Here is a 20,019-nt window from a genome sequence, read left to right on the forward strand (position 1 = left end):
GCTCGCGCCTCCATCGAACAAGAGAGATAAAACAATGAAAATTACCAAACTCACGACCTATCTTGTCCCGCCGCGCTGGTTGTTCCTGAAGATTGAAACCGATCAAGGCGTGACCGGTTGGGGTGAGCCGGTGGTCGAAGGCCGAGCCCACACCGTGGCTGCTGCTGTGGATGAACTGTCGGATTATTTGATCGGCAAAGACCCGCGCAACATCGAAGACATCTGGACCGTGCTCTACCGTGGCGGTTTTTACCGTGGCGGCGCAGTACACATGAGCGCGCTGGCAGGTATTGATCAGGCATTGTGGGACATCAAAGGCAAGGCGCTGGGCGTTTCGGTCAGTGATTTGCTGGGTGGTCAGGTGCGCGACAAGATCCGCGTGTACTCCTGGATTGGCGGCGATCGCCCGGCCGACACCGCCAAAGCTGCCAAAGAGGCCGTCAGCCGTGGTTTTACTGCGGTCAAAATGAATGGCACCGAAGAGCTGCAATTTGTCGACAGCTTTGAAAAAGTCGACCTGGCGCTTGCCAACGTGGCGGCCGTGCGCGATGCGGTAGGGCCGAACGTGGGTATCGGCGTGGACTTCCATGGCCGGGTGCACAAACCAATGGCCAAGGTGTTGATGAAGGAGCTTGACCCCTACAAGCTGATGTTCATTGAAGAGCCGGTGCTCAGCGAAAACTATGAGGCGCTCAAAGAGCTGGCGCCCTTGACTAGCACCCCGATTGCCCTCGGTGAGCGGTTGTTTTCGCGTTGGGACTTCAAGCGCGTGCTCAGCGAAGGGTATGTCGACATCATCCAGCCGGATGCATCCCATGCAGGCGGCATCACTGAAACTCGCAAAATCGCCAACATGGCTGAAGCCTATGACGTGGCGCTGGCCTTGCACTGCCCGTTGGGGCCGATAGCACTGGCTGCGTGCCTGCAACTGGACGCGGTTTGCTACAACGCCTTCATCCAGGAGCAAAGCCTGGGCATTCACTACAACGAAAGCAACGACCTGTTGGATTACGTCAACGATCCGGCTGTATTCGACTACGACAAAGGCTACGTGAAAATCCCTAACGGGCCGGGTTTGGGCATCGAGATCAACGAAGAGTACGTGCGTGAGCGCGCGATAGTCGGCCACCGCTGGCGCAACCCGATCTGGCGCCACACCGACGGCAGCTTTGCTGAATGGTGAGACCGCTTAGCGCGGCGACGGATTCAGCTTCGACCTCAATAACCATAAAAAAGAGGCATGTCACATGACTAGCACTGTCGCGTCAGCGTCCCTGGTGGCGCCGAGTCGCAAGCGTTTTTTCATCATGGTGTTGCTGTTTATCACTGTGGTGATCAACTACCTGGATCGCAGCAACCTGTCGATTGCCGCCCCCGCGCTGACCAGCGACTTGGGCATCGATCCTATCCACGTCGGGCTGATCTTCTCTGCCTTCGGCTGGACCTACGCCGCCATGCAAATTCCGGGCGGTTGGCTGGTGGACCGCGTGCCGCCGCGAATTCTCTACAGCGTGGCGTTATTGCTCTGGTCGCTGGCCACGGTGATGCTCGGGTTTGCCGCCAGTTTTATTGCCTTGTTTGTACTGCGCATGGCGGTCGGTGCGCTGGAAGCACCGGCGTATCCGATCAACAGTCGGGTGGTTACCACGTGGTTCCCTGAGCGCGAGCGCGCCACCGCCATTGGTTTCTACACCTCCGGGCAATTTGTCGGGCTAGCGTTTCTGACCCCGGTGCTGGCGTGGTTGCAGCATCATTGGGGCTGGCACATGGTGTTTATCTGCACTGGTGCGGTGGGCATTATCTGGGCCGGGATCTGGTACGCGGTGTATCGCGAGCCGCGTGACTTCAAAGGCGCCAACCCGGCAGAAATCGACTTGATTGCCGCAGGGGGCGGGCTGGTGGATATTCAAAGCCAGACCGCCAAGCGCAAGGCGCCATTCAGTTGGCTGGACCTGGGCATCGTGCTTAGCAAGCGCAAGTTGTGGGGCATCTACCTGGGGCAGTTTTGCCTGAACTCGACGCTGTGGTTCTTCCTGACCTGGTTCCCGACCTACCTGGTCAAATACCGAGGCATGGATTTCATCAAGTCGGGTCTCTTGGCTTCGCTACCTTTTTTGGCCGCTTTTGTGGGCGTGCTGTGCTCGGGGTTTTTCTCCGACTGGTTGATACGTCGCGGTTACTCGGTGGGCTTTGCGCGCAAGCTGCCGATCATTGGCGGGTTGTTGATTTCGACCTCGATCATTGGCGCCAACTTTGTCGAGTCGACGCCGCTGGTGATTGCGTTTCTGGCCTTGGCGTTCTTTGGCAACGGCCTGGCCTCGATCACCTGGTCGCTGGTGTCTACCCTTGCCCCGGCGCGGCTGCTGGGCCTGACGGGCGGGGTGTTCAACTTCATAGGCAACCTGTCCGCCATTGCCACGCCCATCGTGATTGGCTTTTTGGCCAGTGGCGATTCGTTTGCTCCGGCCATCACCTACATTTCGGTGCTGGCATTGCTCGGGGCGCTGTCCTACATCTTGCTGGTGGGCAAGGTTGAGCGCATCGAGCTGTAGCCGTCGGCCAGCCGGGCGACCATAATGCCGCCCGGTTCTCCCCCTTCTATGCAAAGGCTGGCTATGCAGGACGACTCTTCGAAAACCGCCCCCACCGGCACCCAAACCCTGTTGCGTGGGCTGGCGGTGGTTCACGCCGTGGCCAACGGTGCGCGTGACCTTAAAGACATCGCGCGCGCCATCGGTACCACGCGCAGCACCACGCATCGGCTGGCCAGTTGCCTGGTCGACGAGCGTTATTTGCGGGTACTGCCGCAGGTGGGTTACTTGCTGGGGCCAAAACTGATCGAACTGGGTTTTCAGGCGCGTGAAGAACTGCCGCTGGTGACGCTGGCCGGGCCGTACCTCGACGAACTCTCGAGTTTGACAGGCGACACCATTCACCTGGCCGTGCGTGAAGGCGACGAAGTGCTGTACCTGCATAAGAATCCGGGACGCAATGGGCCGGAAATGCGCTCGCGCGTAGGCCACCGTATGCCGTTGGTGCGTACCGGGATTGGCAAGGCCATGTTGCTGGATGCACCGCTGGGGGAGTGGCGTCGCTTGTACGAAAAAAGCCATCCGGTGGGCGGTAAAAACCCGTTATGGCCGGATCATCAAGAAGTCACGTGGGAAGAGTTCGAGCAACGGATGCGCAGCTACGTGGCGGGCGGTTATGCGTTTGACCTGGAAGACAACGAACCGTCGATTCGTTGTGTGGCAGCGCCCATCCGTGATGCCAGCCGCAAAATCGTCGCGGCTATCAGCATCGCCAGCACGGTGCCTTATATGTCCTTGGAGAAAATGACCGGGCTGATCCCGGTCATTACCCATGCCGCGCAACAGATATCGGCAGAGTTGGGCGGGTAACTCGATCTCCTATAGGAGCGAGCTTGCCCCGCGATCTTTTAACGATCAAATGATCGCGGGACAAGCTCGCTCCTACAGGGTGGAGATGGTTAAGCCTTCAGCGTTTTCATGTCGATCACAAAGCGATATTTGACGTCGCCTTTCACCACGCGCTCGAACGCCTCGTTGATGTTTTTGATGTCGAGCATTTCGATGTCGCAGGTGATGCCGTTGGCTGCGCTGAAGTCGAGCATTTCCTGGGTTTCAGCAATGCCGCCGATCAACGAGCCAGCCAGTACGCGACGCTTGAACACCAGGTTGAACGCATCCAGTGCCGGGTCAACCGGTTCGATCAGGCCCACGAGGATGTGCACGCCGTCAAAACGCAGGGTTTCGAGGTAGGGGTTGAGGTCGTGGGGGACCGGGATGGTGTCCAGCAGGAAGTCGAAGCGGTCGGCAGCGGCTTTCATTTGCTCCGGATCGGTGGATACGATCACGTGGTCGGCACCTTGTTTGTAGGCTTCTTCCGCTTTGGCCGCCGAGCGGGTGAACAAGGTCACTTCTGCGCCCATGGCTTTAGCAAACTTGATGCCCATGTGGCCCAGGCCGCCCATGCCCAGAACGCCGACTTTATCGCCCGCTTCTACGCCGTAGTGCTGCAGCGGAGAGTAGGTGGTGATACCGGCGCACAGCAGCGGGGCAGCGCTGGCCGGGTCGAGGTTTTCAGGGATGCGCACGACAAAGTGCTCGCTCACCACGATGCTGTCTGAGTAGCCGCCCATGGTGTTGGTGCCGTCGACCCGGTCTGGCGTGCAGTAGGTCATGGTCGCGCCTTCCAGGCAGTATTGCTCCAGGTCTTCTTTACAGGCCGAGCACTCGCGGCATGAGTCAACCATGCAGCCCACACCGACCAGGTCGCCGACTTTGTGCTTGGTGACTTTGTCGCCGATGGCGGTGACTTTGCCGACGATCTCGTGGCCCGGCATCACCGGGTACACCGCAAAGCCCCACTCGTTGCGTGCCTGGTGGATGTCTGAGTGGCAGACGCCGCAGTACAGGACTTCGATGGCTACGTCGTCCGGGCGCGGTGCGCGGCGGTTAAACTGCATCGGAGCAAGTGGCGCTGAAGAGGTTTGAGCGGCATAGCCGATGGCGTTGTAAGTGACGTTAGACATGGGAAACCTCGAATAGCGATAGCTGTGAACAGGGCGCAAGTGTGCGCCCGCAGTCCTTGCAGGACTATGACGATTCCTCCGCGTGTCATGCCTATTCGTCCGAACTCGCGGAGCAACTGTCGCTTTATTGATCAATTCTGCGAAGATGCGGCGATCCATTACTGCTGTGAATTATTTCCATGTTTTTAACGCGTCACCGCGATGAGAACGCCACGCTGGTGTCCCTTATCAAACCGCTGGCCAACCGCCTGGGCTTTGTTCCGACCCTGATGCCTGAGGTGCGCGTGGTGTCGGCCTGCAACACCGTGGCACGGATGCCGCAGATCTATGAGCCGAGCCTGATGGTCATCGCCCAGGGCAGCAAGGTGGCCTATCTGGGCACCCGGACCATGGAGTACGGCGCCGGACATTACCTGGTGCAGGCCTTGTCAGTGCCGTTTGAGTGCGAAACCTTTGCGTCTGAAGAGATGCCGCTGCTGGGCGTCGCGATCAGCATTGACCGGGCGGTGCTCGGAGAGTTGGTGCTGGCCATGGGCCTGGATCCTGAGCGCAGCATCGCCCAGACCCCGGAGTCCATGACCTCGGCGGTGCTGGATGATGAGATGCGTCAGTCGGTTGAGCGTTTGTTGCGCTGCCTGCATGACCCGCTGGAGTGCCGGATCATGGGTCGGGCGCGCTTGCGCGAAGTCTTGTTCGCCGCCTTGCGCGGTCCGCAAGCCAGTGTGTTGCGGGCGTTGGTTGAGCAGCAGGGTCAATTTGCCCGGGTAGCGGCCTCGCTGACCCATTTGCATGAGCATTTTGCCGAGCCGTTGAATGTTGAGACCTTGGCCCGTTGCGCAAACATGAGCGCGTCGACCTTTCATGAGCACTTCAAGCGCAGCACATTGCTGTCGCCGGTGCAGTACCTCAAACGCCTGCGCCTGTTGCGGGCGCAGCAGCTGCTGTTAAGCAATGAAGGCTTGGGTGTGGCGCAAGTGGCTGAGCGGGTGGGTTACCAGAGCACTTCGCAGTTCAGTCGCGAGTACAAACGCTATTTTGAGCGCAGCCCGGGGTGTGAAAGCTCGGTGTGCTGAGCGCCTGGACGCTGTAGGAGCGAGCTTGCCTCGCGATCTTTTAAACGATCAAAAGATCGCGAGACAAGCTCGCTCCTACGGACTTACATGTTCGGGTAAGTCGGGCCGCCAGCACCTTCCGGGGTTACCCAGGTGATGTTCTGCGACGGGTCTTTGATGTCACAGGTTTTGCAGTGCACGCAGTTTTGCGCGTTGATCTGGAAACGCTTATCGCCGCTTTCCTGGGTAATCACTTCATACACGCCAGCCGGGCAGTAACGCTGGGCAGGTTCGTCGTAGAGCGGCAGGTTAACGTTGATCGGAATGCTCGCGTCACGCAGCTTGAGGTGGCACGGCTGTTCTTCTTCGTGGTTGGTGCTGGAGAGGAAGACCGAGCTGAGTTTGTCGAAGCTGAGTTTGCCGTCCGGTTTCGGGTAGTCGATTTTCTTGCAGTCTTTGGCCAGCTTCAGGCAAGCATAGTCTGGCTTGGTGTCGTGCAGGGTGAACGGCAGTTTGCCGCCGAAGAAGTTTTGATCGACCCAGTTGAAGCCTGCGCCCATGAGCGGGCCGAACTTGTGCATCGCCGGGCCGAAGTTGCGGCTGGCGAACAGTTCTTCGAACAACCAGCTGGCTTTGAAAGACTCAACGTAAGTGTTAAGTGCATCACCGCCTTCAGAGCCTGCAAACAGCGAGTCGGCCACGGCGTCGGCAGCGAGCATGCCGGACTTCATGGCGGTGTGGCTGCCTTTAATCTTGGCCACGTTCATGGTGCCAAGATCGCAACCGATCAATGCGCCACCGTTGAAGACCATTTTTGGCAGCGAGTTGAGGCCACCTTTAGCCAGTGCGCGTGCGCCGTAGCTGATGCGTTTGCCGCCTTCCAGGTACTGCTTGAGGACCGGGTGGTGCTTGAGGCGCTGGAACTCATCGAATGGCGACAGGAAGGTGTTGCTGTAGGACAGGTCGACGATCAGACCGACCACGACCTGGTTGTTTTCCAGGTGATAGAGGAACGAACCGCCAGTGTTTTCGTTGCTGGTGATGTCCAGCGGCCAGCCTGCGGTGTGTACGACCAGGCCAGGCTGGTGCTTGGCAGGATCGATTTCCCAGATTTCTTTCAGGCCGATGCCGTAGTGCTGGCTGTCGGCGTCGCTGTCGAGCTTGAAGCGTTCGATCAGTTGCTTGCCCAAATGGCCGCGGCAGCCTTCTGCGAACAAGGTGTACTTGCCGCGCAGTTCCATGCCGGGGGTGTACAGGCCTTCTTTCGGCTTGCCTTCGCGGTCAACGCCCAGGTCGCCGGTGATGATCCCGCGAACCACGTTGTTTTCGTCAAACAGTACTTCCTGAGCGGCGAAGCCCGGGTAGATTTCTACGCCCAGGTTCTCGGCCTGCTGAGCCAGCCAGCGGCACAGGTTGCCCAGGGAAATAATGTAGTTGCCTTCGTTGTGCATGGTTTTAGGCACAAAGAAGTCAGGTACTTTTGTCGCTGCGCTGTCGCTGCGCAGTACATAAATGTCATCACGGGTCACCGGCGTGTTCAGCGGTGCGCCGAGTTCTTTCCAGTCCGGGAACAATTCGTTCAGGGCGCGGGGTTCAAATACCGCACCGGACAGAATGTGTGCGCCGACTTCGGAGCCTTTTTCAACCACGCAGACGCTGATTTCTTTACCGGCTTCGGCGGCCTTCTGCTTAAGACGGCAGGCGGCGGACAAACCGGCAGGGCCGGCGCCGACGATGACCACGTCGAATTCCATGTATTCGCGTTCCACAGGCTATCTCCTACTCAAGGCTCAACGGTGTTTTCTAATTGGAGGTTTGGCGTTTCATCCATTATTCCCTCGCTTTGCAGTCGAAGACGCAATGGATGAGGCGCCGCTCTCTCTATGGGCGCGCATTATATCTACACCACTAGCAGCGTCCAATACAAACGTTTGTTTGAATTCGCTGCAAGCCAGACAAATCAATGACACGCGGCTCTAAAGTGGCCGATTTGCTGTATTGACCGCAAATGGTGTTCCGGTCAAGATACGGGCGGTTTTGCGCTCGCCGTAGGCTGATTGTTGGTTTCAAGAGCACCTCTAAAGACAGGGCACAGGCACAAACTTGCAGGAGCCTGACATTTTTTGAGCGGAGTTTACACGTCCTTTTGGTGGATGACTTGGTAGTCACACCTGACAGACGGTCGCACGGGAAGGGCACAGCAACGATCTTTGGAGGTGCCCTTGTGCTGATGAGCATCAACCGCCAGGTTCGCCTAGGCGACTTTCTTTTCACCGGAGAGTAACGAGGAATCCATGAAGGTTCTTGTAGCTGTCAAACGAGTGGTCGATTACAACGTTAAAGTACGCGTCAAGGCGGACAATTCCGGCGTTGACCTCGCCAACGTCAAGATGTCGATGAACCCCTTCTGCGAAATCGCTGTGGAAGAAGCCGTACGCCTGAAAGAAAAAGGCGTTGCGACTGAAATCGTCGTCGTCTCCATCGGCCCGACTACCGCTCAAGAGCAACTGCGCACCGCGCTGGCTCTGGGTGCCGATCGCGCCATCCTCGTCGAATCCGCCGAAGACCTGACCTCGCTGGCCGTGGCCAAGCTGCTCAAGGCTGTGGTCGACAAGGAGCAGCCTCAGTTGGTGATCCTGGGTAAACAGGCCATCGACAGCGACAACAACCAAACGGGCCAAATGCTGGCTGCGCTGACCGGCTACGGTCAGGGTACCTTCGCTTCGAAAGTAGAAGTGTCGGGCGACAAGGTTGCTGTGACCCGTGAAATCGACGGCGGCGCGCAAACTGTTTCGCTGAGCCTGCCGGCCATCGTCACCACCGACCTGCGTTTGAACGAGCCGCGCTACGCGTCTTTGCCAAACATCATGAAGGCCAAAAAGAAGCCGCTGGAAGTGCTGACGCCAGACGCGTTGGGCGTTTCGACGGCTTCGACCAACAAAACCGTAAAAGTTGAAGCACCGGCTGCACGCAGCGCGGGCATCAAGGTCAAGTCGGTGGCTGAACTGGTCGAGAAACTGAAAAACGAAGCGAAGGTAATCTAACAATGACTATCTTGGTAATCGCAGAACACGACGGCAAAGTACTGGCTCCGGCCACACTGAACACCGTAGCCGCCGCTGCTAAAATCGGTGGCGATATCAACGTCCTGGTGGCAGGCCAAGGCATTGGCGCAGTCGCTGAAGCGGCCGCAAAAATTGCTGGCGTGGTTAAAGTGCTGGTGGCAGACAACGCCGCTTACGCGCATCAACTGCCAGAAAACGTTGCTCCGCTGGTCGCTGAGCTGGGTAAAGGCTACAGCCACATCCTGGCTGCCGCGACCTCCAACGGCAAAAACATCCTGCCGCGCGTTGCTGCGCAGCTGGACGTTGACCAGATCTCCGAGATCGTTTCGGTGGTCAGCGCTGACACCTTCACTCGCCCAATCTACGCCGGTAACGCCATTGCGACCGTGCAGTCGACTGCGCCAGTGAAAGTAATCACCGTGCGTGCGACCGGTTTCGACCCGGTTGCTGCTGAAGGTGGTTCGGCTGCTGTTGAAGCCGTGGCAGCGGTTCACGATGCAGGCACTTCCTCGTTCGTTGGCGAAGAGCTGGCCAAGTCTGACCGCCCTGAGCTGACCGCAGCCAAAATCGTCGTTTCTGGCGGTCGCGGCATGCAAAACGGTGACAACTTCAAACACCTGTACGCTCTGGCCGACAAGCTGGGCGCTGCTGTGGGCGCGTCGCGCGCTGCAGTTGACGCAGGTTTTGTACCGAACGACATGCAGGTCGGTCAGACCGGCAAAATCGTTGCACCACAGCTGTACATCGCCGTTGGTATCTCCGGCGCGATCCAGCACTTGGCCGGTATGAAAGACTCCAAAGTGATCGTTGCGATCAACAAGGACGAAGAAGCGCCGATCTTCCAGGTAGCCGATTACGGTCTGGTGGCGGACTTGTTCGAAGCAGTACCTGAGCTGGAGAAACTGGTTTAATCCAGTCGCTTCACTTATAAAGAGCCCGGTTATCCGGGCTGTCAGGAAGGGCAGAGCACTCAGTGTTCAGCTTTCTCCTAACAGCCTGAATGACCGGGTTTTTTTATGCGTTTGAATGATCCACGTGGAGCGTAGGAATATGGATGTGCGTAAGGTAAGCAGGTTGTTATTGGGGTTGGCATTGATACCTTTGCTGTCCGAGGCTGCGGGTAAATGCGAGCGCCTGATTGTGACCGGCAGCCCCGATGCACCGCCATATCTGTGGCGCGACCCCGCCAATCCGACCCATTTGATCGGCGCCAGTGCCGATCTGTTGCAACACGCTGCCGAAGAGCTGGGCATTAAGGTCGAGGTGCTCTATGCCGGCAAGCGTTCCCAGGCTCAGGACGAAGTGCGCACCGGGCGCATGGACATGCTGCTTGATGCGCCGCTGACCCTGGCCGGGCTGAACTCCCTGGATTACATCCACCCGCCGCTGGTGCGTAACGATTACCTGGTGTGGACGCGCAAAGACTCGGCCTTGCACTACGAAACCCCGGCTGATTTGCACGGCCATACCGGCGCGCTCTCCGAGAAGGCCCGGCTGACCGAATCTTTTGATGCTTTTGCACAACGTCAGCTCACCCTCAAGCCGCAACCCGGCCTGACCCAGGCGTTTCAAAAGCTGTTGCTGGGCCAGGTCGAATACGTTTTGGCCGGGCGTTATGCCGGCATGGCGACGGCGCAAACCCTGGGCATCGCCGATGACTTGCAAGCGCATTCGCAACCGATTGATCAGCCGGGGCTGTTTTTGGCGGTCTCCCATGACTCAGCGTGCAATGAGCCGTGGTTGCGCGGACAGCTCGCCAAAAAGATGACAGAATTGCCCGCCTCCGGCATGGCCGAGGCCGCTTTGCAACGCAATCTGGAGCGGTGGAAATCGCAACTGCAGCAACCGCTCAGCGCCCCAAAACAGTAGGAATTTTTAGTGACGATTCGACCTCTTTTCGCAGCCCTGGCTGTTATGGCTCTGGCGGGGTGTGCGAACGACCCTGCACCGAATCAACAAATACGCTTGAGCGAACAAGCCTTGGAGCAAGCCAGGGCGGTCGGCGCGAATGCCGACGATATGCCAGAACTCAAACAGGCTGAAGACAAGCTGGCCCATGCTCAGGCCGATATGCTTGAAGAGTCCTACAAAGACGCGCGCCTGCAGGCCGAGCAGGCTGAGCTTGATGCTCGCCTGGCCGAGGCACGGGTTTTGACGCAAAAAAGCCAGGAACAATTGAACGTGCTCAACACCCGCATTACCCGCTTGCGCAAACAACTGGCGCAGACCCAATGAGCCTCAAGTCCAGTGTGTTCAGCAGTGCCATGTTGTTAGGCAACATCAGCCTGGCCGGTTGCGCCGGGCATCACAGCGGCGAGCAGGCCTTGCAGCAGGCCAACAGCGATTTCCAGGCGGTCAAAGAAGACAGCAACGTCTTGCGCATTGCGCCTAAAGACGTGATTCGCGCCGGGGAATCGCTGGCCCGAGCCGACCGCTTGTCCAGCTACTGGGGCAGTGGCGATGATGTGGTGCATTACGCCTACCTCAGCCAGCGTTATAGCGAGATTGCCCGTGAGCACACGCAAAAAGTGCTCAATGAGGAGCGTGCGACCAAGCTCGAGCTGGAGCGTCAGCGCCTGCAACTGGCCTTGCGCGAAGCCAAGTTGCTGAGTGTTCAGCAGCAGGGCAAATGGCTGGAAGAGCAAATCATCAGCTTGGCGACTACGCAGACTGACCGTGGTTTGGTCATGACCTTGGGCGACGTGTTGTTTGATACCGGCGAAGCGGATTTGAAAAACTCGGCTAACCGCACAGTCCTCAAACTGGTGCAGTTTCTGCAACTGAACCCCAAGCGCATCGTGCGCATTGAGGGTTACACCGACAACACCGGTGGTACAGAAGACAACCTCAACCTGTCGCTGGCGCGGGCCCAGACTGTTGCCGATACACTGGTCGACCTGGGAATCGACGAAAAGCGCGTTCAAGTGGCCGGTTATGGCGACCAGTACCCGGTAGACGTCAACGCCACCGAGCGCGGTCGGGCGCAGAACCGTCGGGTTGAAATCGTCTTCTCTGACGAAAAAGGCCAACTGGGCGCCGCTCGCTAAGCACAACACCGTCCTGTAGGAGCGAGCTTGCCTCGCGATCTTTTAAACGATCAAAAGATCGCGAGGCAAGCTCGCTCCTACAGGTTCTTTGCTGCCCACCCATACAGTTAACCCGCGGTCTGCACTGTACGGCTCAGAATAGTGGCAACTGTGCCCGTACACTTCTAAACTGTTCCGGTATTGTTCATTACAAAAATGCTTCCTATAAAAAAAATGCCTGAACATCGAGTGCCGCGCCATGACCAACCTTTTGCTTTATCAACGTATTGCTCAGCAGCTGGCTGAGGATATCCGGCGTGGCGTCTACCAGCCGGGGGAGCGTGTGCCCTCGGTGCGCAAGATGAGTTCACAGCTGAATGTGAGCCATGCGACGGTGTTGCAGGCCTACGCCAATCTTGAAGACCAAGGCTTGATCCGGGCACGCCCGCAATCGGGTTATTACGTGCACCAAACCCCGGGGCTGACGGCGCCCACGCCGGACATCGCGCGCGTTGAGCGCCCAGGTCTGGTGACACGCAGCAGCATCATTCAGCAGGTATTGGTCGAATCACGGCGCGAAGGCGTGTTTCCGTTGGGTGCTGCGGTGCCGAGCGTCGATTACTTGCCCGTGCGCGCGCTGCACCAGCAGTTGGCCAAGGTCACCCGTTTTCATAGCCCGCGTGCCTTCAGCTACATGTTCAGCCCAGGCTTTGAGCCGTTGCGCCGTCAAGTGGCGATCCGTATGCGGGATGCTGGCGTGGTGGTCGACCCTTCGGAGGTGATCATCACCCACGGCTGCGTGGATGCCCTGCAAATGTCATTGCGGGCGCTGACCCGTCCGGGTGACCTGATCGCCGCCGAATCGCCAACCTATTACGGCTTGTTGCAACTGGCCGATTTGCTGGGCTTGAAAGTCATTGAGATCCCCAGCGATCCAGCCACCGGCATGAGCCTTGAAGCCCTGCAATTGGCGGCTAATCAGTGGTCGATCAAAGCGCTGGTACTCACCACGCGCTTGAGCAACCCGCTGGGCGGCACCATGCCGGAAGAGCGGCAAAAGCACCTGCTGCGTCTGGCGTCAGATTTCGATATCCAGATCGTTGAAGACGATATCTATGGCGAGCTGATGTTTGAGGTGGGGCGCACCAAAGCCTTGAAAGCCTACGATCGCCTTGATCGGGTGATCTATTGCTCGAGTTTCTCTAAAACGTTGTCACCGGGCGTACGAATCGGCTGGATGATTGCGGGGAAATATCAGCAGGAAATCCAGCGTCTGCAAACGTTCACCACCCATTCGGCGTGCAGCGTGACGCAAATGGGGGTGGCGGCTTACCTTGAAAACGGCGGTTACGACCGCCATTTACGCTACATCCGGCAGGAATACCGGAAAAATCTCAGCGCATTCCAGCTGGCCGTTCAGCAGTACTTCCCGGAAGGTACCCAGATGTCGCGCCCCAGCGGCGGGTTTATTTTGTGGGTCAGTTTGCCGGGCCGGGTGAACACCCAAGAGCTGCACGTGCGTGCCTTGCAGCAGGGCATCAGTATCGCGCCGGGGCTGATTTTCAGTAACACCGAGCAGTTTAATCACTGCATCCGGCTCAACTGCGGCACACCTTGGAACAAAGAAGCCGAGCGGGCACTGATGACGTTGGGCATGCTTGCCAATCAATTGTGCCAGGAGACCGCAGGCCTCTATTAAGAGGGTAAACGCTGCGCGGTATGGCCATTTGGTTACATTCGGCTTGTCTCGGCCAGCTTAAAGCGCGAGCATGCGTGCCTGAACGAAGAAAACCGTGGGAGTTATGAGAGCGACATATTGTGTAGGGCTCGTGTTGGCAGGTGTTTTGACTGCGTTTGGCGCGATAGCTGCGCCAGCGAACCCGTCGGCACCCGAAACAGTCACTGCCCAGCCTAAAGCTGCTCATACCCCGCCCAAGCCTGCGGCCAAAGCGCAAAAGGCACCGGCCAAGAAAACCCCGCCTGCGAAACCCAAATCCCCTGCGAAGGCCACCAAAAAGCGCGTGCCGACCAGCAAAGTTGATTTGAGCTTGCCGCCCGAGATGGTCCGCCAGTTGCGCCCTTTAGGCGCCGTCCCCATGCCTGCGCACAAACCGTTGCTGCCCAATATGTTTGTTGAAAAGCAGGCCGAGGAGAGCCCTTTTCAATTGAACGGACGCCTGCTCAGCAATGAAATGGGCCTGCAGTTACGTAACGAGGCGCGACAGAATGAAATCGATGGTGCCGCGCTCGATTTTGAATTCAAACAATAAGTGCCCCAGCGTCGAAAACGGACTTCTAAACTGACTAATCAGTCACTGATATTCTGCTGAACGGTCAATTTCAAACGCCCGTTCCAGCGAGTACTATCCCTTGTCATCAATGCACTTTGCCCCTAACGAGGAGCTAACGTCATGAATTGCCGTGAAGGCTGTGGCGCTTGTTGTATAGCACCCTCCATCAGTACACCGATCCCTGGCATGCCTGATGGCAAACCTGCGGGGGAACGCTGCCTGCATCTGTCTGTCGATTACTTGTGTGGTTTGTTCGGCCAACCTGAGCGTCCCGCCGTGTGCGGCGCGTTCAAGGCTGACATCGAGGTATGCGGCAGCAGTCAGCAAGAGGCCATTAACCTGATCGGTTGGTGGGAACAGGTGACGGCGGCTTAGTGCATTCGTGTTCAGTGAACAGACCTTTAACAATAAGGAATAAGACAATGGGTTCGTTACATCGAGTGGCAATGGCGTGTGGTTTGAGTGTTCTGCTGGTGGGCGCGGCCCAGGCAGAAGACTGGAAAGTGGCGAAAAACGAAGACGGCATTAAAGTTTCATTGAGTGAAGTGCCGGGCTCCGCTTACAAGGCCTACCAGGGTGTGACCCTGATCAAGGCGCCGCTGGCCAAAATCCAGGGCCTGCAAGAAGACGTGGCGGGGGCGTGTGCCTGGATTCACGAATGCAAAACCCAGAAGCTGCTCAAGCATGAAGGTGACAAGAGCTGGACTTACACCCAATTCAATACGCCGTGGCCTGTAACCCCGCGTGACTCGATTCTGGAAGTCACCTCATCGGTTGCCCCGGACGGCACGCTGACCCGTACCCTCAAAGGCGTACCGACCTATCAGCCTGAAGAAAAAGGCTTCGTGCGGGTGGCTCAGGTGGACGGTTTCTGGAAGCTGGTCCCTAAAGGCGACAACCTGACTGAAGTCACCTACCAGGTGCACACTGAGCCTGGCGGCAGCGTCCCGGCCCTGATTGCCAACAAGTTCGTGGTGGATGCACCGTTCAAAACTCTTCAGGGGCTCAAAGAGCGCGCTGAGAAGTAACACGCGGCCCGTACGGCCATAGGGCTGGTCCTGGACAGCGCATCTGTCCAGGTGCCGTGCTCTGTGTTTTTGAGTGCGAAGGTCATTCATTTAAATGCACAAAATTTAAATTTCCCCCTTGGCAGAGATTATCCGTCAGGTCTACTCTGCACCCAGACCAGCGAAGTATTCGACTGGCTCTGATCTTGTTCGCTACATGCTTATTCTCTCTGCTCCGGCACATCTGCTGGTGTGACGAGAGCGCTGAATGTCTATCCATTGCGAGGAGGACGTTTCATGAGCACAGCCCATCAAGAAGACCTCAGCAGCTTTGTGCTGCGCCGCATGAAAGAAGGCGGTTTTGATTTTGCACGTATCCATCCCATTGAGTTTTACGCAATCTTCCCGGATGAGGAGCGGGCGCGCAGAGCAGCAGGCAAATTTTGTGGTGAGTCCTTTAATGCCCAGATCAATGTGGGTGAGGACGGCGCCTGGCACCTTGAGTTAAGCAAGGTGATGCACGCGACTTATGGTGGTATCGGAGATTTTGAGCAAAACTTCGAAGCGGTTGTAGCGCCGCTGGGTGGCATTGTTGAAGGCTGGGGCGTCAAGCAGGAGGTGCGTGGCCTGCTGAACTGACGTCAGTTGCGGATGTAAAAACGGCTAGCCTTGGGGCTAGCCGTTTTGGTTTCTGTGGATTGAGATCGTTTAAGTGCCGAGGACTCGCACACAAAAGCGACACCTTAGCCGATGACCTTGGTCAGGTTCGGCAAAATCAACAGCAAAGTTGTAGCGAAGAGGATAAGCCCGGCTTGACGTATTTTCGTGTGTTTGAACATGGCGACCTGCCTTTTTTTGTTATTCCTGAATTGCATTGCTCCACGGTAAGGGCTCATATCCTTGGAAAGCGTCTTGCCCGTTGACAGGCTTAACCTTAGAGGCCGCATAACACGCGGCTTAGAACCTTTTCAAATCATCCAAGCGCATTAAGTTTTTAAAACGCTATTAGACAATGTGTGTATGCCCTGCGAGGCCGTTGCTAGACGCAATCGACCCCCTGATGTTTAAAATCATTAGTCACCTACCGTTCGTCCGGGAACTAATTTTGCCTGCACATTGTGAGCGGTGGGTGATTGTCCAAGGTTTCAGTACGCGCAGTACTTGCCATCAATTGCTGTTTCAGGGCAGGCTCTAGCGAGTTGTCGTCATTATTTTCGCCTTTATCGTGCCAGGTATTTTTATGTCGCTACGCATCTGCATTTTGGAAACGGACATCCTGCGTCCTGAATTTATTGATCACTACCAAGGCTACGGGCAGATGTTCAAGCGCCTGTTCTCCCAGCAGCCCATTCCTGCAGAATTCACCATCTATAACGTGGTGAATGGCGAGTACCCGTCAGATGATGAAGTGTTCGACGCCTACCTGGTGACCGGCAGCAAGGCCGATTCCTTTGGCTCCGATCCCTGGATCCAAACCCTTAAAGAGTACCTGCTGACGCGTTATGAACGGGGTGACAAGCTGTTGGGTGTCTGCTTCGGCCACCAATTGCTGGCGCTGCTGCTGGGTGGCAAGAGTGAGCGGGCGACCAAAGGCTGGGGCGTGGGCACCCATCAATACACATTGGCAGCCAAGGCGCCGTGGATGAGCCCTGTGGTTGAAGACCTGACACTGTTGATCAGCCATCAGGATCAAGTCACCGCCTTGCCGGAAAACGCCACCGTGGTGGCCTCCAGTGAGTTCTGCCCGTTTGCGGCTTACCACATCAATGACCAAGTGCTGTGCTTCCAGGGCCACCCGGAGTTCATTCACGACTATTCCCGGGCCTTGCTCGACCTGCGCCAGGAGCATTTGGGCGAACAGGTTTACAACAAAGGCATCGCCAGCCTCGAACACGATCACAACGGCAAGACTGTTGCCGAGTGGATGATGCGTTTTGTGGCGAACAAACCTGAAGCTAAAGCGCTCTAACACCGCACTGTAGGAGCGAGCTCGCCTCGCGATCTTTTGATCTTCTAAAAGCTCGCGAGGCAAGCTCGCTCCTACAGTTCGATCTCTACAACCAGCCCGAGCGCTTGAAGCTTGTCCATAGCCCCGTCACGCCCACCGCAATAAACCCAAGCACGCCGAAATAGCCGTAATGCCAGGTCAGCTCCGGCATGTTCTGAAAGTTCATCCCGTAAATGCCCGCCACGGCCGTAGGGAACGCCAAGATGGCTGCCCAAGCGGCGAATTTGCGCTGCACGATGCTTTGCCGTGACGATTCCAGCAGCACCACAATTTCAATGGTTTGGCTGGCGATGTCGCGCAGGGTGGTGAGGTCTTCCATTTGCCGGGTGACGTGAATTTGTACATCGCGAAAATACGGGCGCATGTTCTTGTCGATAAACGGGAAGTCGAGGCGCTGAAGCTCTTCGCTGACCTCAACCATGGGCGCCACATAGCGCCGCAATCGCAGCACATCACGGCGCAAATCATGGAGTTTGACGATATCGGCTTCATTCAGCGTATTGCCCATGATCGTGCGTTCGAGCTGCTCGATCTCGGCGTGAATGGCTTCACTGACGGGTTGATAGCTCTCGGTCACAAAGTCCAGCAAGGCATACAGCACAAAATCTTCGCCATGCTCCAGCAGCAGCGGGCGGGCCTCGCAGCGTTGGCGCACAGAGCGGTATGAGGCGGAATGGCCATTGCGGCTGGTAATGATGTAGCCATTGCCGGCAAAGATATGCGTTTCAACGAACTCTAATTTGCCTTCATGACGAATCGGCGAATACGTGACGATAAACAGTGCGTCGCCAAAGGTTTCGAGCTTTGGCCGGCTGTGTTGCTCCAAGGCGTCTTCGATGGCCAGTTCATGCAGATTGAACTGACGCTGCAAATTGCTCAGCTCTTGTGCGTTGGGCTGCTCCAGGCCGATCCAGACGAAGTGGCCGGGCTTTGCAGCCCAGTCGCTACCTTCATCCAGCGTAATATCGGTGACCTTTTTGCCTTCGCTGTACACCGCAGCAGCAACAACTCTCCCCATAGTTCTAATCGCTTCTTCATCAAAGGGTTATGGCACGAAGGTGCAGCTTAGCGTGCAATCAACCACTTTGACGTGACAAACGTTCAGACGTTCGGGTTAGACGCCGTTGTTTTGCGGGCAGGGAGTGCAGGCTGAGGCAGCTTATGCTGGGCCAGCAGCTCGCGGTCCATGGCCTCGATGCAGGCGAGCATCTGCTCGCGGCACTGCTCCATCAGCCGTGGCAGGTCATCTTGGGTCAAACCCGCCGTAGGAATCGCAGGCAAGGAGCGAATCAGAATATCGGCACTGTGCCAGCGGTTGAGCTTGAGGTGCTGGCTGTAGGTACTGACACACACCGGCACAATCGGCACGCCGGCAGTAATTGCCATCAGGAATGCGCCCTTTTTGAACGGCAGCAACGACTTGCCCAGGTTGCGCGTGCCTTCCGGGAAGACCCAGATCGACGTGTCTTTTTCCTGCAAGGTGCGTGTCGTGGTCAGCATTGATTTGCGTGCTTTTTGCGCGTTGCCCCGGTCGATCAGTACATTGCCCGCCAACCAGAACAACTGGCCGAACAGCGGTACCCATTTCAGGCTCTTTTTACCAATGCACACCGTACGGCGCGGCACGACGTTGCCAAACACAAACAGATCGTAATTGGATTGATGATTGGCAATGACCACGCAGCTTTGTGGCTTGTCCATCAGCGGGCCGACTTCAGTCTTGAGCTTGTAGCCCAAAATCCATTTTGAAGGCCACGCATACAGGCGCGCGCACAGCCGACTGTTATCAGGATTGAAAGGACGGCACATGCCCAGCAGCACGCCGAGAACACCCGCAACCACAAAATGCACACTCATCAACACCATGCGAAACGAAAGTAGCATTTACAGGCTCATCAAAACAAAAGGTGGCGCAGTGTACGGACGTGCACTGTAAACGGCAATTACCCCGATACACGCAGGAGATTGCTGATGTTTAAGCATATGTTTCAACAAAGGCTGATAAGTGCCAGCCAGAGGTGCTGACGCTACAAAGATGAGACGCGGGGGAGGGAGGCATCCCGACTGCACCGTGCAATCGGGATACCGATCAAGCGATAAGGTCAGAGTGCGTGGTGTTGATCCAGCTCGATAGCCTTGTCGAGGGTTTCCAGGAGTTCTTTGCGCACCTTAAGTTTGGTGTTCTTGTGTGCCTTCATATTGATCTTCTTCAACTGGCGAGCCACTTCGAGCGCCGTGGCGTGCAGTTCTTCAGGCTTGACCACCTGGTCCAGGAAGCCGGCATCGACTGCGGAGATCGGGTTAAACATCTCACCGTTGATCACCGAGCGATGGAAAGCCGACTTGCGCAAGCGGTCGCGGGCCAGCTCGATACCAGCGTGGTGCATGGTCATGCCGATTTGCACCTCGTTCAGGCCAATACTGAACGGGCCTTCAACGCCAACCCGGTAATCCACCGACAGCAGCAAGAATGCGCCTTTGGCCACCGCATGCCCCGGGCACGCAATCACCACCGGAAACGGGTGCGCCAACAAGCGACGCGCCAACGTCGACCCCTGCCTGACCAACTCAATCGCCTGCTCAGGACCGGACGTCATCACCTTCAAGTCATAACCGCCCGACAGAATCCCCGGCTGGCCAGTGATAATCACCACTGCACGATCCAGCTCAGCCTGGTCCAGCGCCGCGTTAAAGGCAGAGATCACCTGCGGAGAAATAGCATTCACTTTGCCATTGCTCAGCGTCAGCGTCGCGATACCGTCTTCCAGGTGATAAGCAATCAAGTCACTCATGGCGCAATTCCTTGTATTTAAGTGAGTCAGACGTTACCCAGCCCCACGGCGCAGGTAAAGCGCCGTGACTGACTGATCAGTCAGCCAAAAGCCCGGCACCTTCTATATAGACGCCAGCGTGCCTGAGCTTCAGCGTGTCGGCGCTGCGGTGCCAAGGCTTGAAAATGGCAGAATCGCCGGGTCCGCTCATGCCAAAAAACCAGCAAAACCCGTAAGCGCATGA

At 57.1% G+C, this 20,019-nt stretch carries 20 protein-coding genes; 15 read left to right on the forward strand and 5 right to left on the reverse strand.

Annotated elements, in window-relative coordinates; translation table 11 throughout:
• Positions 1–34: 34 nt before the first annotated feature.
• The 3 genes from dgoD (at position 35) to ACJJU9_RS06770 (ending at position 3,401) form a co-directional block, all read left to right on the forward strand.
• On the forward strand, positions 35–1,183 hold the full coding sequence (gene dgoD, locus ACJJU9_RS06760; protein WP_407730304.1) for a galactonate dehydratase: 1,149 nt from the start codon (positions 35–37) through the stop codon (positions 1,181–1,183).
• A 64-nt stretch (positions 1,184–1,247) separates the two neighbouring features.
• Positions 1,248–2,552: an MFS transporter gene (locus ACJJU9_RS06765; RefSeq protein ID WP_048389093.1), complete on the forward strand. Its 1,305-nt coding sequence runs from the start codon at positions 1,248–1,250 to the stop codon at positions 2,550–2,552.
• Between the two features lie 63 nt (positions 2,553–2,615).
• Positions 2,616–3,401 carry an IclR family transcriptional regulator gene (locus ACJJU9_RS06770; RefSeq protein WP_123750200.1) on the forward strand — a complete coding sequence of 262 codons (786 nt, stop codon included), beginning with the start codon at positions 2,616–2,618 and terminating at the stop codon, positions 3,399–3,401.
• Between the two features lie 89 nt (positions 3,402–3,490).
• Here the strand turns inward: ACJJU9_RS06770 and ACJJU9_RS06775 are convergent, their stop codons facing one another.
• Positions 3,491–4,555 (reverse strand): NAD(P)-dependent alcohol dehydrogenase, encoded by a 1,065-nt coding sequence (locus tag ACJJU9_RS06775; RefSeq protein ID WP_048368785.1) that lies wholly within the window; start codon positions 4,553–4,555, stop codon positions 3,491–3,493.
• Between the two features lie 179 nt (positions 4,556–4,734).
• Here ACJJU9_RS06775 and ACJJU9_RS06780 point away from each other — a divergent pair, with 179 nt between their 5' ends.
• Positions 4,735–5,628 (forward strand): AraC family transcriptional regulator, encoded by an 894-nt coding sequence (locus ACJJU9_RS06780; RefSeq protein ID WP_048368784.1) that lies wholly within the window; start codon positions 4,735–4,737, stop codon positions 5,626–5,628.
• A gap of 83 nt (positions 5,629–5,711) precedes the next feature.
• On the opposite strand, the gene ACJJU9_RS06785 is transcribed toward ACJJU9_RS06780, so the two are convergent.
• Positions 5,712–7,376 carry an electron transfer flavoprotein-ubiquinone oxidoreductase gene (locus tag ACJJU9_RS06785; RefSeq protein ID WP_407730305.1) on the reverse strand — a complete coding sequence of 555 codons (1,665 nt, stop codon included), beginning with the start codon at positions 7,374–7,376 and terminating at the stop codon, positions 5,712–5,714.
• Positions 7,377–7,901: 525 nt separating this feature from the next.
• Here ACJJU9_RS06785 and ACJJU9_RS06790 point away from each other — a divergent pair.
• From ACJJU9_RS06790 to ACJJU9_RS06840, 11 genes are all read left to right on the forward strand, one after another.
• A complete protein-coding gene (locus tag ACJJU9_RS06790; protein ID WP_048368782.1) occupies positions 7,902–8,651 on the forward strand; it encodes an electron transfer flavoprotein subunit beta/FixA family protein in 750 nt (249 codons plus the stop codon).
• Positions 8,652–8,653: 2 nt separating this feature from the next.
• Positions 8,654–9,583, forward strand: coding sequence for an electron transfer flavoprotein subunit alpha/FixB family protein (locus tag ACJJU9_RS06795; protein ID WP_407730306.1), 930 nt, complete (start codon positions 8,654–8,656; stop codon positions 9,581–9,583).
• 139 nt (positions 9,584–9,722) lie between these two features.
• Entirely contained in the window at positions 9,723–10,541 is an 819-nt protein-coding gene (locus tag ACJJU9_RS06800) for an ABC transporter substrate-binding protein (RefSeq protein ID WP_153331143.1), read from the forward strand.
• Positions 10,542–10,550: 9 nt separating this feature from the next.
• A complete protein-coding gene (locus ACJJU9_RS06805) occupies positions 10,551–10,907 on the forward strand; it encodes a DUF4398 domain-containing protein (RefSeq protein WP_273217960.1) in 357 nt (118 codons plus the stop codon).
• Positions 10,904–11,719: an OmpA family protein gene (locus tag ACJJU9_RS06810; protein ID WP_407730307.1), complete on the forward strand. Its 816-nt coding sequence runs from the start codon at positions 10,904–10,906 to the stop codon at positions 11,717–11,719. The genes ACJJU9_RS06805 and ACJJU9_RS06810 overlap by 4 nt, the downstream gene beginning before the upstream one ends.
• Positions 11,720–11,957: 238 nt before the next feature.
• Positions 11,958–13,397: a PLP-dependent aminotransferase family protein gene (locus tag ACJJU9_RS06815; protein WP_407730308.1), complete on the forward strand. Its 1,440-nt coding sequence runs from the start codon at positions 11,958–11,960 to the stop codon at positions 13,395–13,397.
• Between the two features lie 322 nt (positions 13,398–13,719).
• Positions 13,720–13,968 carry a hypothetical protein gene (locus tag ACJJU9_RS06820; RefSeq protein ID WP_273219074.1) on the forward strand — a complete coding sequence of 83 codons (249 nt, stop codon included), beginning with the start codon at positions 13,720–13,722 and terminating at the stop codon, positions 13,966–13,968.
• Between the two features lie 141 nt (positions 13,969–14,109).
• A complete protein-coding gene (locus tag ACJJU9_RS06825) occupies positions 14,110–14,364 on the forward strand; it encodes a YkgJ family cysteine cluster protein (protein WP_048368775.1) in 255 nt (84 codons plus the stop codon).
• A 47-nt stretch (positions 14,365–14,411) separates the two neighbouring features.
• Positions 14,412–15,017, forward strand: coding sequence for an START domain-containing protein (locus ACJJU9_RS06830; protein ID WP_153335572.1), 606 nt, complete (start codon positions 14,412–14,414; stop codon positions 15,015–15,017).
• A gap of 276 nt (positions 15,018–15,293) precedes the next feature.
• Positions 15,294–15,635 carry a ribonuclease E inhibitor RraB gene (locus ACJJU9_RS06835; protein WP_048368773.1) on the forward strand — a complete coding sequence of 114 codons (342 nt, stop codon included), beginning with the start codon at positions 15,294–15,296 and terminating at the stop codon, positions 15,633–15,635.
• 601 nt (positions 15,636–16,236) lie between these two features.
• On the forward strand, positions 16,237–16,965 hold the full coding sequence (locus tag ACJJU9_RS06840) for an amidotransferase (RefSeq protein ID WP_407730309.1): 729 nt from the start codon (positions 16,237–16,239) through the stop codon (positions 16,963–16,965).
• An 85-nt stretch (positions 16,966–17,050) separates the two neighbouring features.
• On the opposite strand, the gene ACJJU9_RS06845 is transcribed toward ACJJU9_RS06840, so the two are convergent.
• The 3 genes from ACJJU9_RS06845 to ACJJU9_RS06855 form a co-directional block, all read right to left on the reverse strand.
• The gene (locus ACJJU9_RS06845; RefSeq protein WP_048368771.1) at positions 17,051–18,022 is read right to left on the reverse strand and encodes a magnesium and cobalt transport protein CorA; all 972 of its coding nucleotides are present in this window, start codon (positions 18,020–18,022) and stop codon (positions 17,051–17,053) included.
• Between the two features lie 83 nt (positions 18,023–18,105).
• Positions 18,106–18,888, reverse strand: coding sequence for a 1-acyl-sn-glycerol-3-phosphate acyltransferase (locus tag ACJJU9_RS06850; RefSeq protein ID WP_048387816.1), 783 nt, complete (start codon positions 18,886–18,888; stop codon positions 18,106–18,108).
• 218 nt (positions 18,889–19,106) lie between these two features.
• Complete coding sequence (locus tag ACJJU9_RS06855) at positions 19,107–19,796, reverse strand: crotonase/enoyl-CoA hydratase family protein (protein WP_407730310.1); 690 nt, start codon at positions 19,794–19,796, stop codon at positions 19,107–19,109.
• Positions 19,797–20,019: the final 223 nt, after the last annotated feature.

This window comes from Pseudomonas helleri (assembly GCF_045830615.1).
GTDB classification, from domain to species: Bacteria; Pseudomonadota; Gammaproteobacteria; order Pseudomonadales; family Pseudomonadaceae; genus Aquipseudomonas; species Aquipseudomonas helleri.

Excerpts from the sequence above, each read along its gene's own strand:
- ACJJU9_RS06775 (WP_048368785.1), bottom strand. The coding sequence starts at position 4,555 with ATGTCTAACGTCACTTACAACGCCATCGGCTATGCCGCTCAAACCTCT.
- ACJJU9_RS06855 (WP_407730310.1), bottom strand. The coding sequence starts at position 19,796 with ATGAGTGACTTGATTGCTTATCACCTGGAAGACGGTATCGCGACGCTG.
- ACJJU9_RS06810 (WP_407730307.1), top strand. The coding sequence starts at position 10,904 with ATGAGCCTCAAGTCCAGTGTGTTCAGCAGTGCCATGTTGTTAGGCAAC.
- ACJJU9_RS06830 (WP_153335572.1), top strand. The coding sequence starts at position 14,412 with ATGGGTTCGTTACATCGAGTGGCAATGGCGTGTGGTTTGAGTGTTCTG.
- ACJJU9_RS06825 (WP_048368775.1), top strand. The coding sequence starts at position 14,110 with ATGAATTGCCGTGAAGGCTGTGGCGCTTGTTGTATAGCACCCTCCATC.
- ACJJU9_RS06780 (WP_048368784.1), top strand. The coding sequence starts at position 4,735 with ATGTTTTTAACGCGTCACCGCGATGAGAACGCCACGCTGGTGTCCCTT.
- ACJJU9_RS06840 (WP_407730309.1), top strand. The coding sequence starts at position 16,237 with ATGTCGCTACGCATCTGCATTTTGGAAACGGACATCCTGCGTCCTGAA.
- ACJJU9_RS06845 (WP_048368771.1), bottom strand. The coding sequence starts at position 18,022 with ATGGGGAGAGTTGTTGCTGCTGCGGTGTACAGCGAAGGCAAAAAGGTC.
- ACJJU9_RS06815 (WP_407730308.1), top strand. The coding sequence starts at position 11,958 with ATGACCAACCTTTTGCTTTATCAACGTATTGCTCAGCAGCTGGCTGAG.
- ACJJU9_RS06795 (WP_407730306.1), top strand. The coding sequence starts at position 8,654 with ATGACTATCTTGGTAATCGCAGAACACGACGGCAAAGTACTGGCTCCG.
- ACJJU9_RS06770 (WP_123750200.1), top strand. The coding sequence starts at position 2,616 with ATGCAGGACGACTCTTCGAAAACCGCCCCCACCGGCACCCAAACCCTG.
- ACJJU9_RS06765 (WP_048389093.1), top strand. The coding sequence starts at position 1,248 with ATGACTAGCACTGTCGCGTCAGCGTCCCTGGTGGCGCCGAGTCGCAAG.
- ACJJU9_RS06835 (WP_048368773.1), top strand. The coding sequence starts at position 15,294 with ATGAGCACAGCCCATCAAGAAGACCTCAGCAGCTTTGTGCTGCGCCGC.
- dgoD (WP_407730304.1), top strand. The coding sequence starts at position 35 with ATGAAAATTACCAAACTCACGACCTATCTTGTCCCGCCGCGCTGGTTG.
- ACJJU9_RS06800 (WP_153331143.1), top strand. The coding sequence starts at position 9,723 with ATGGATGTGCGTAAGGTAAGCAGGTTGTTATTGGGGTTGGCATTGATA.
- ACJJU9_RS06790 (WP_048368782.1), top strand. The coding sequence starts at position 7,902 with ATGAAGGTTCTTGTAGCTGTCAAACGAGTGGTCGATTACAACGTTAAA.
- ACJJU9_RS06850 (WP_048387816.1), bottom strand. The coding sequence starts at position 18,888 with ATGCTACTTTCGTTTCGCATGGTGTTGATGAGTGTGCATTTTGTGGTT.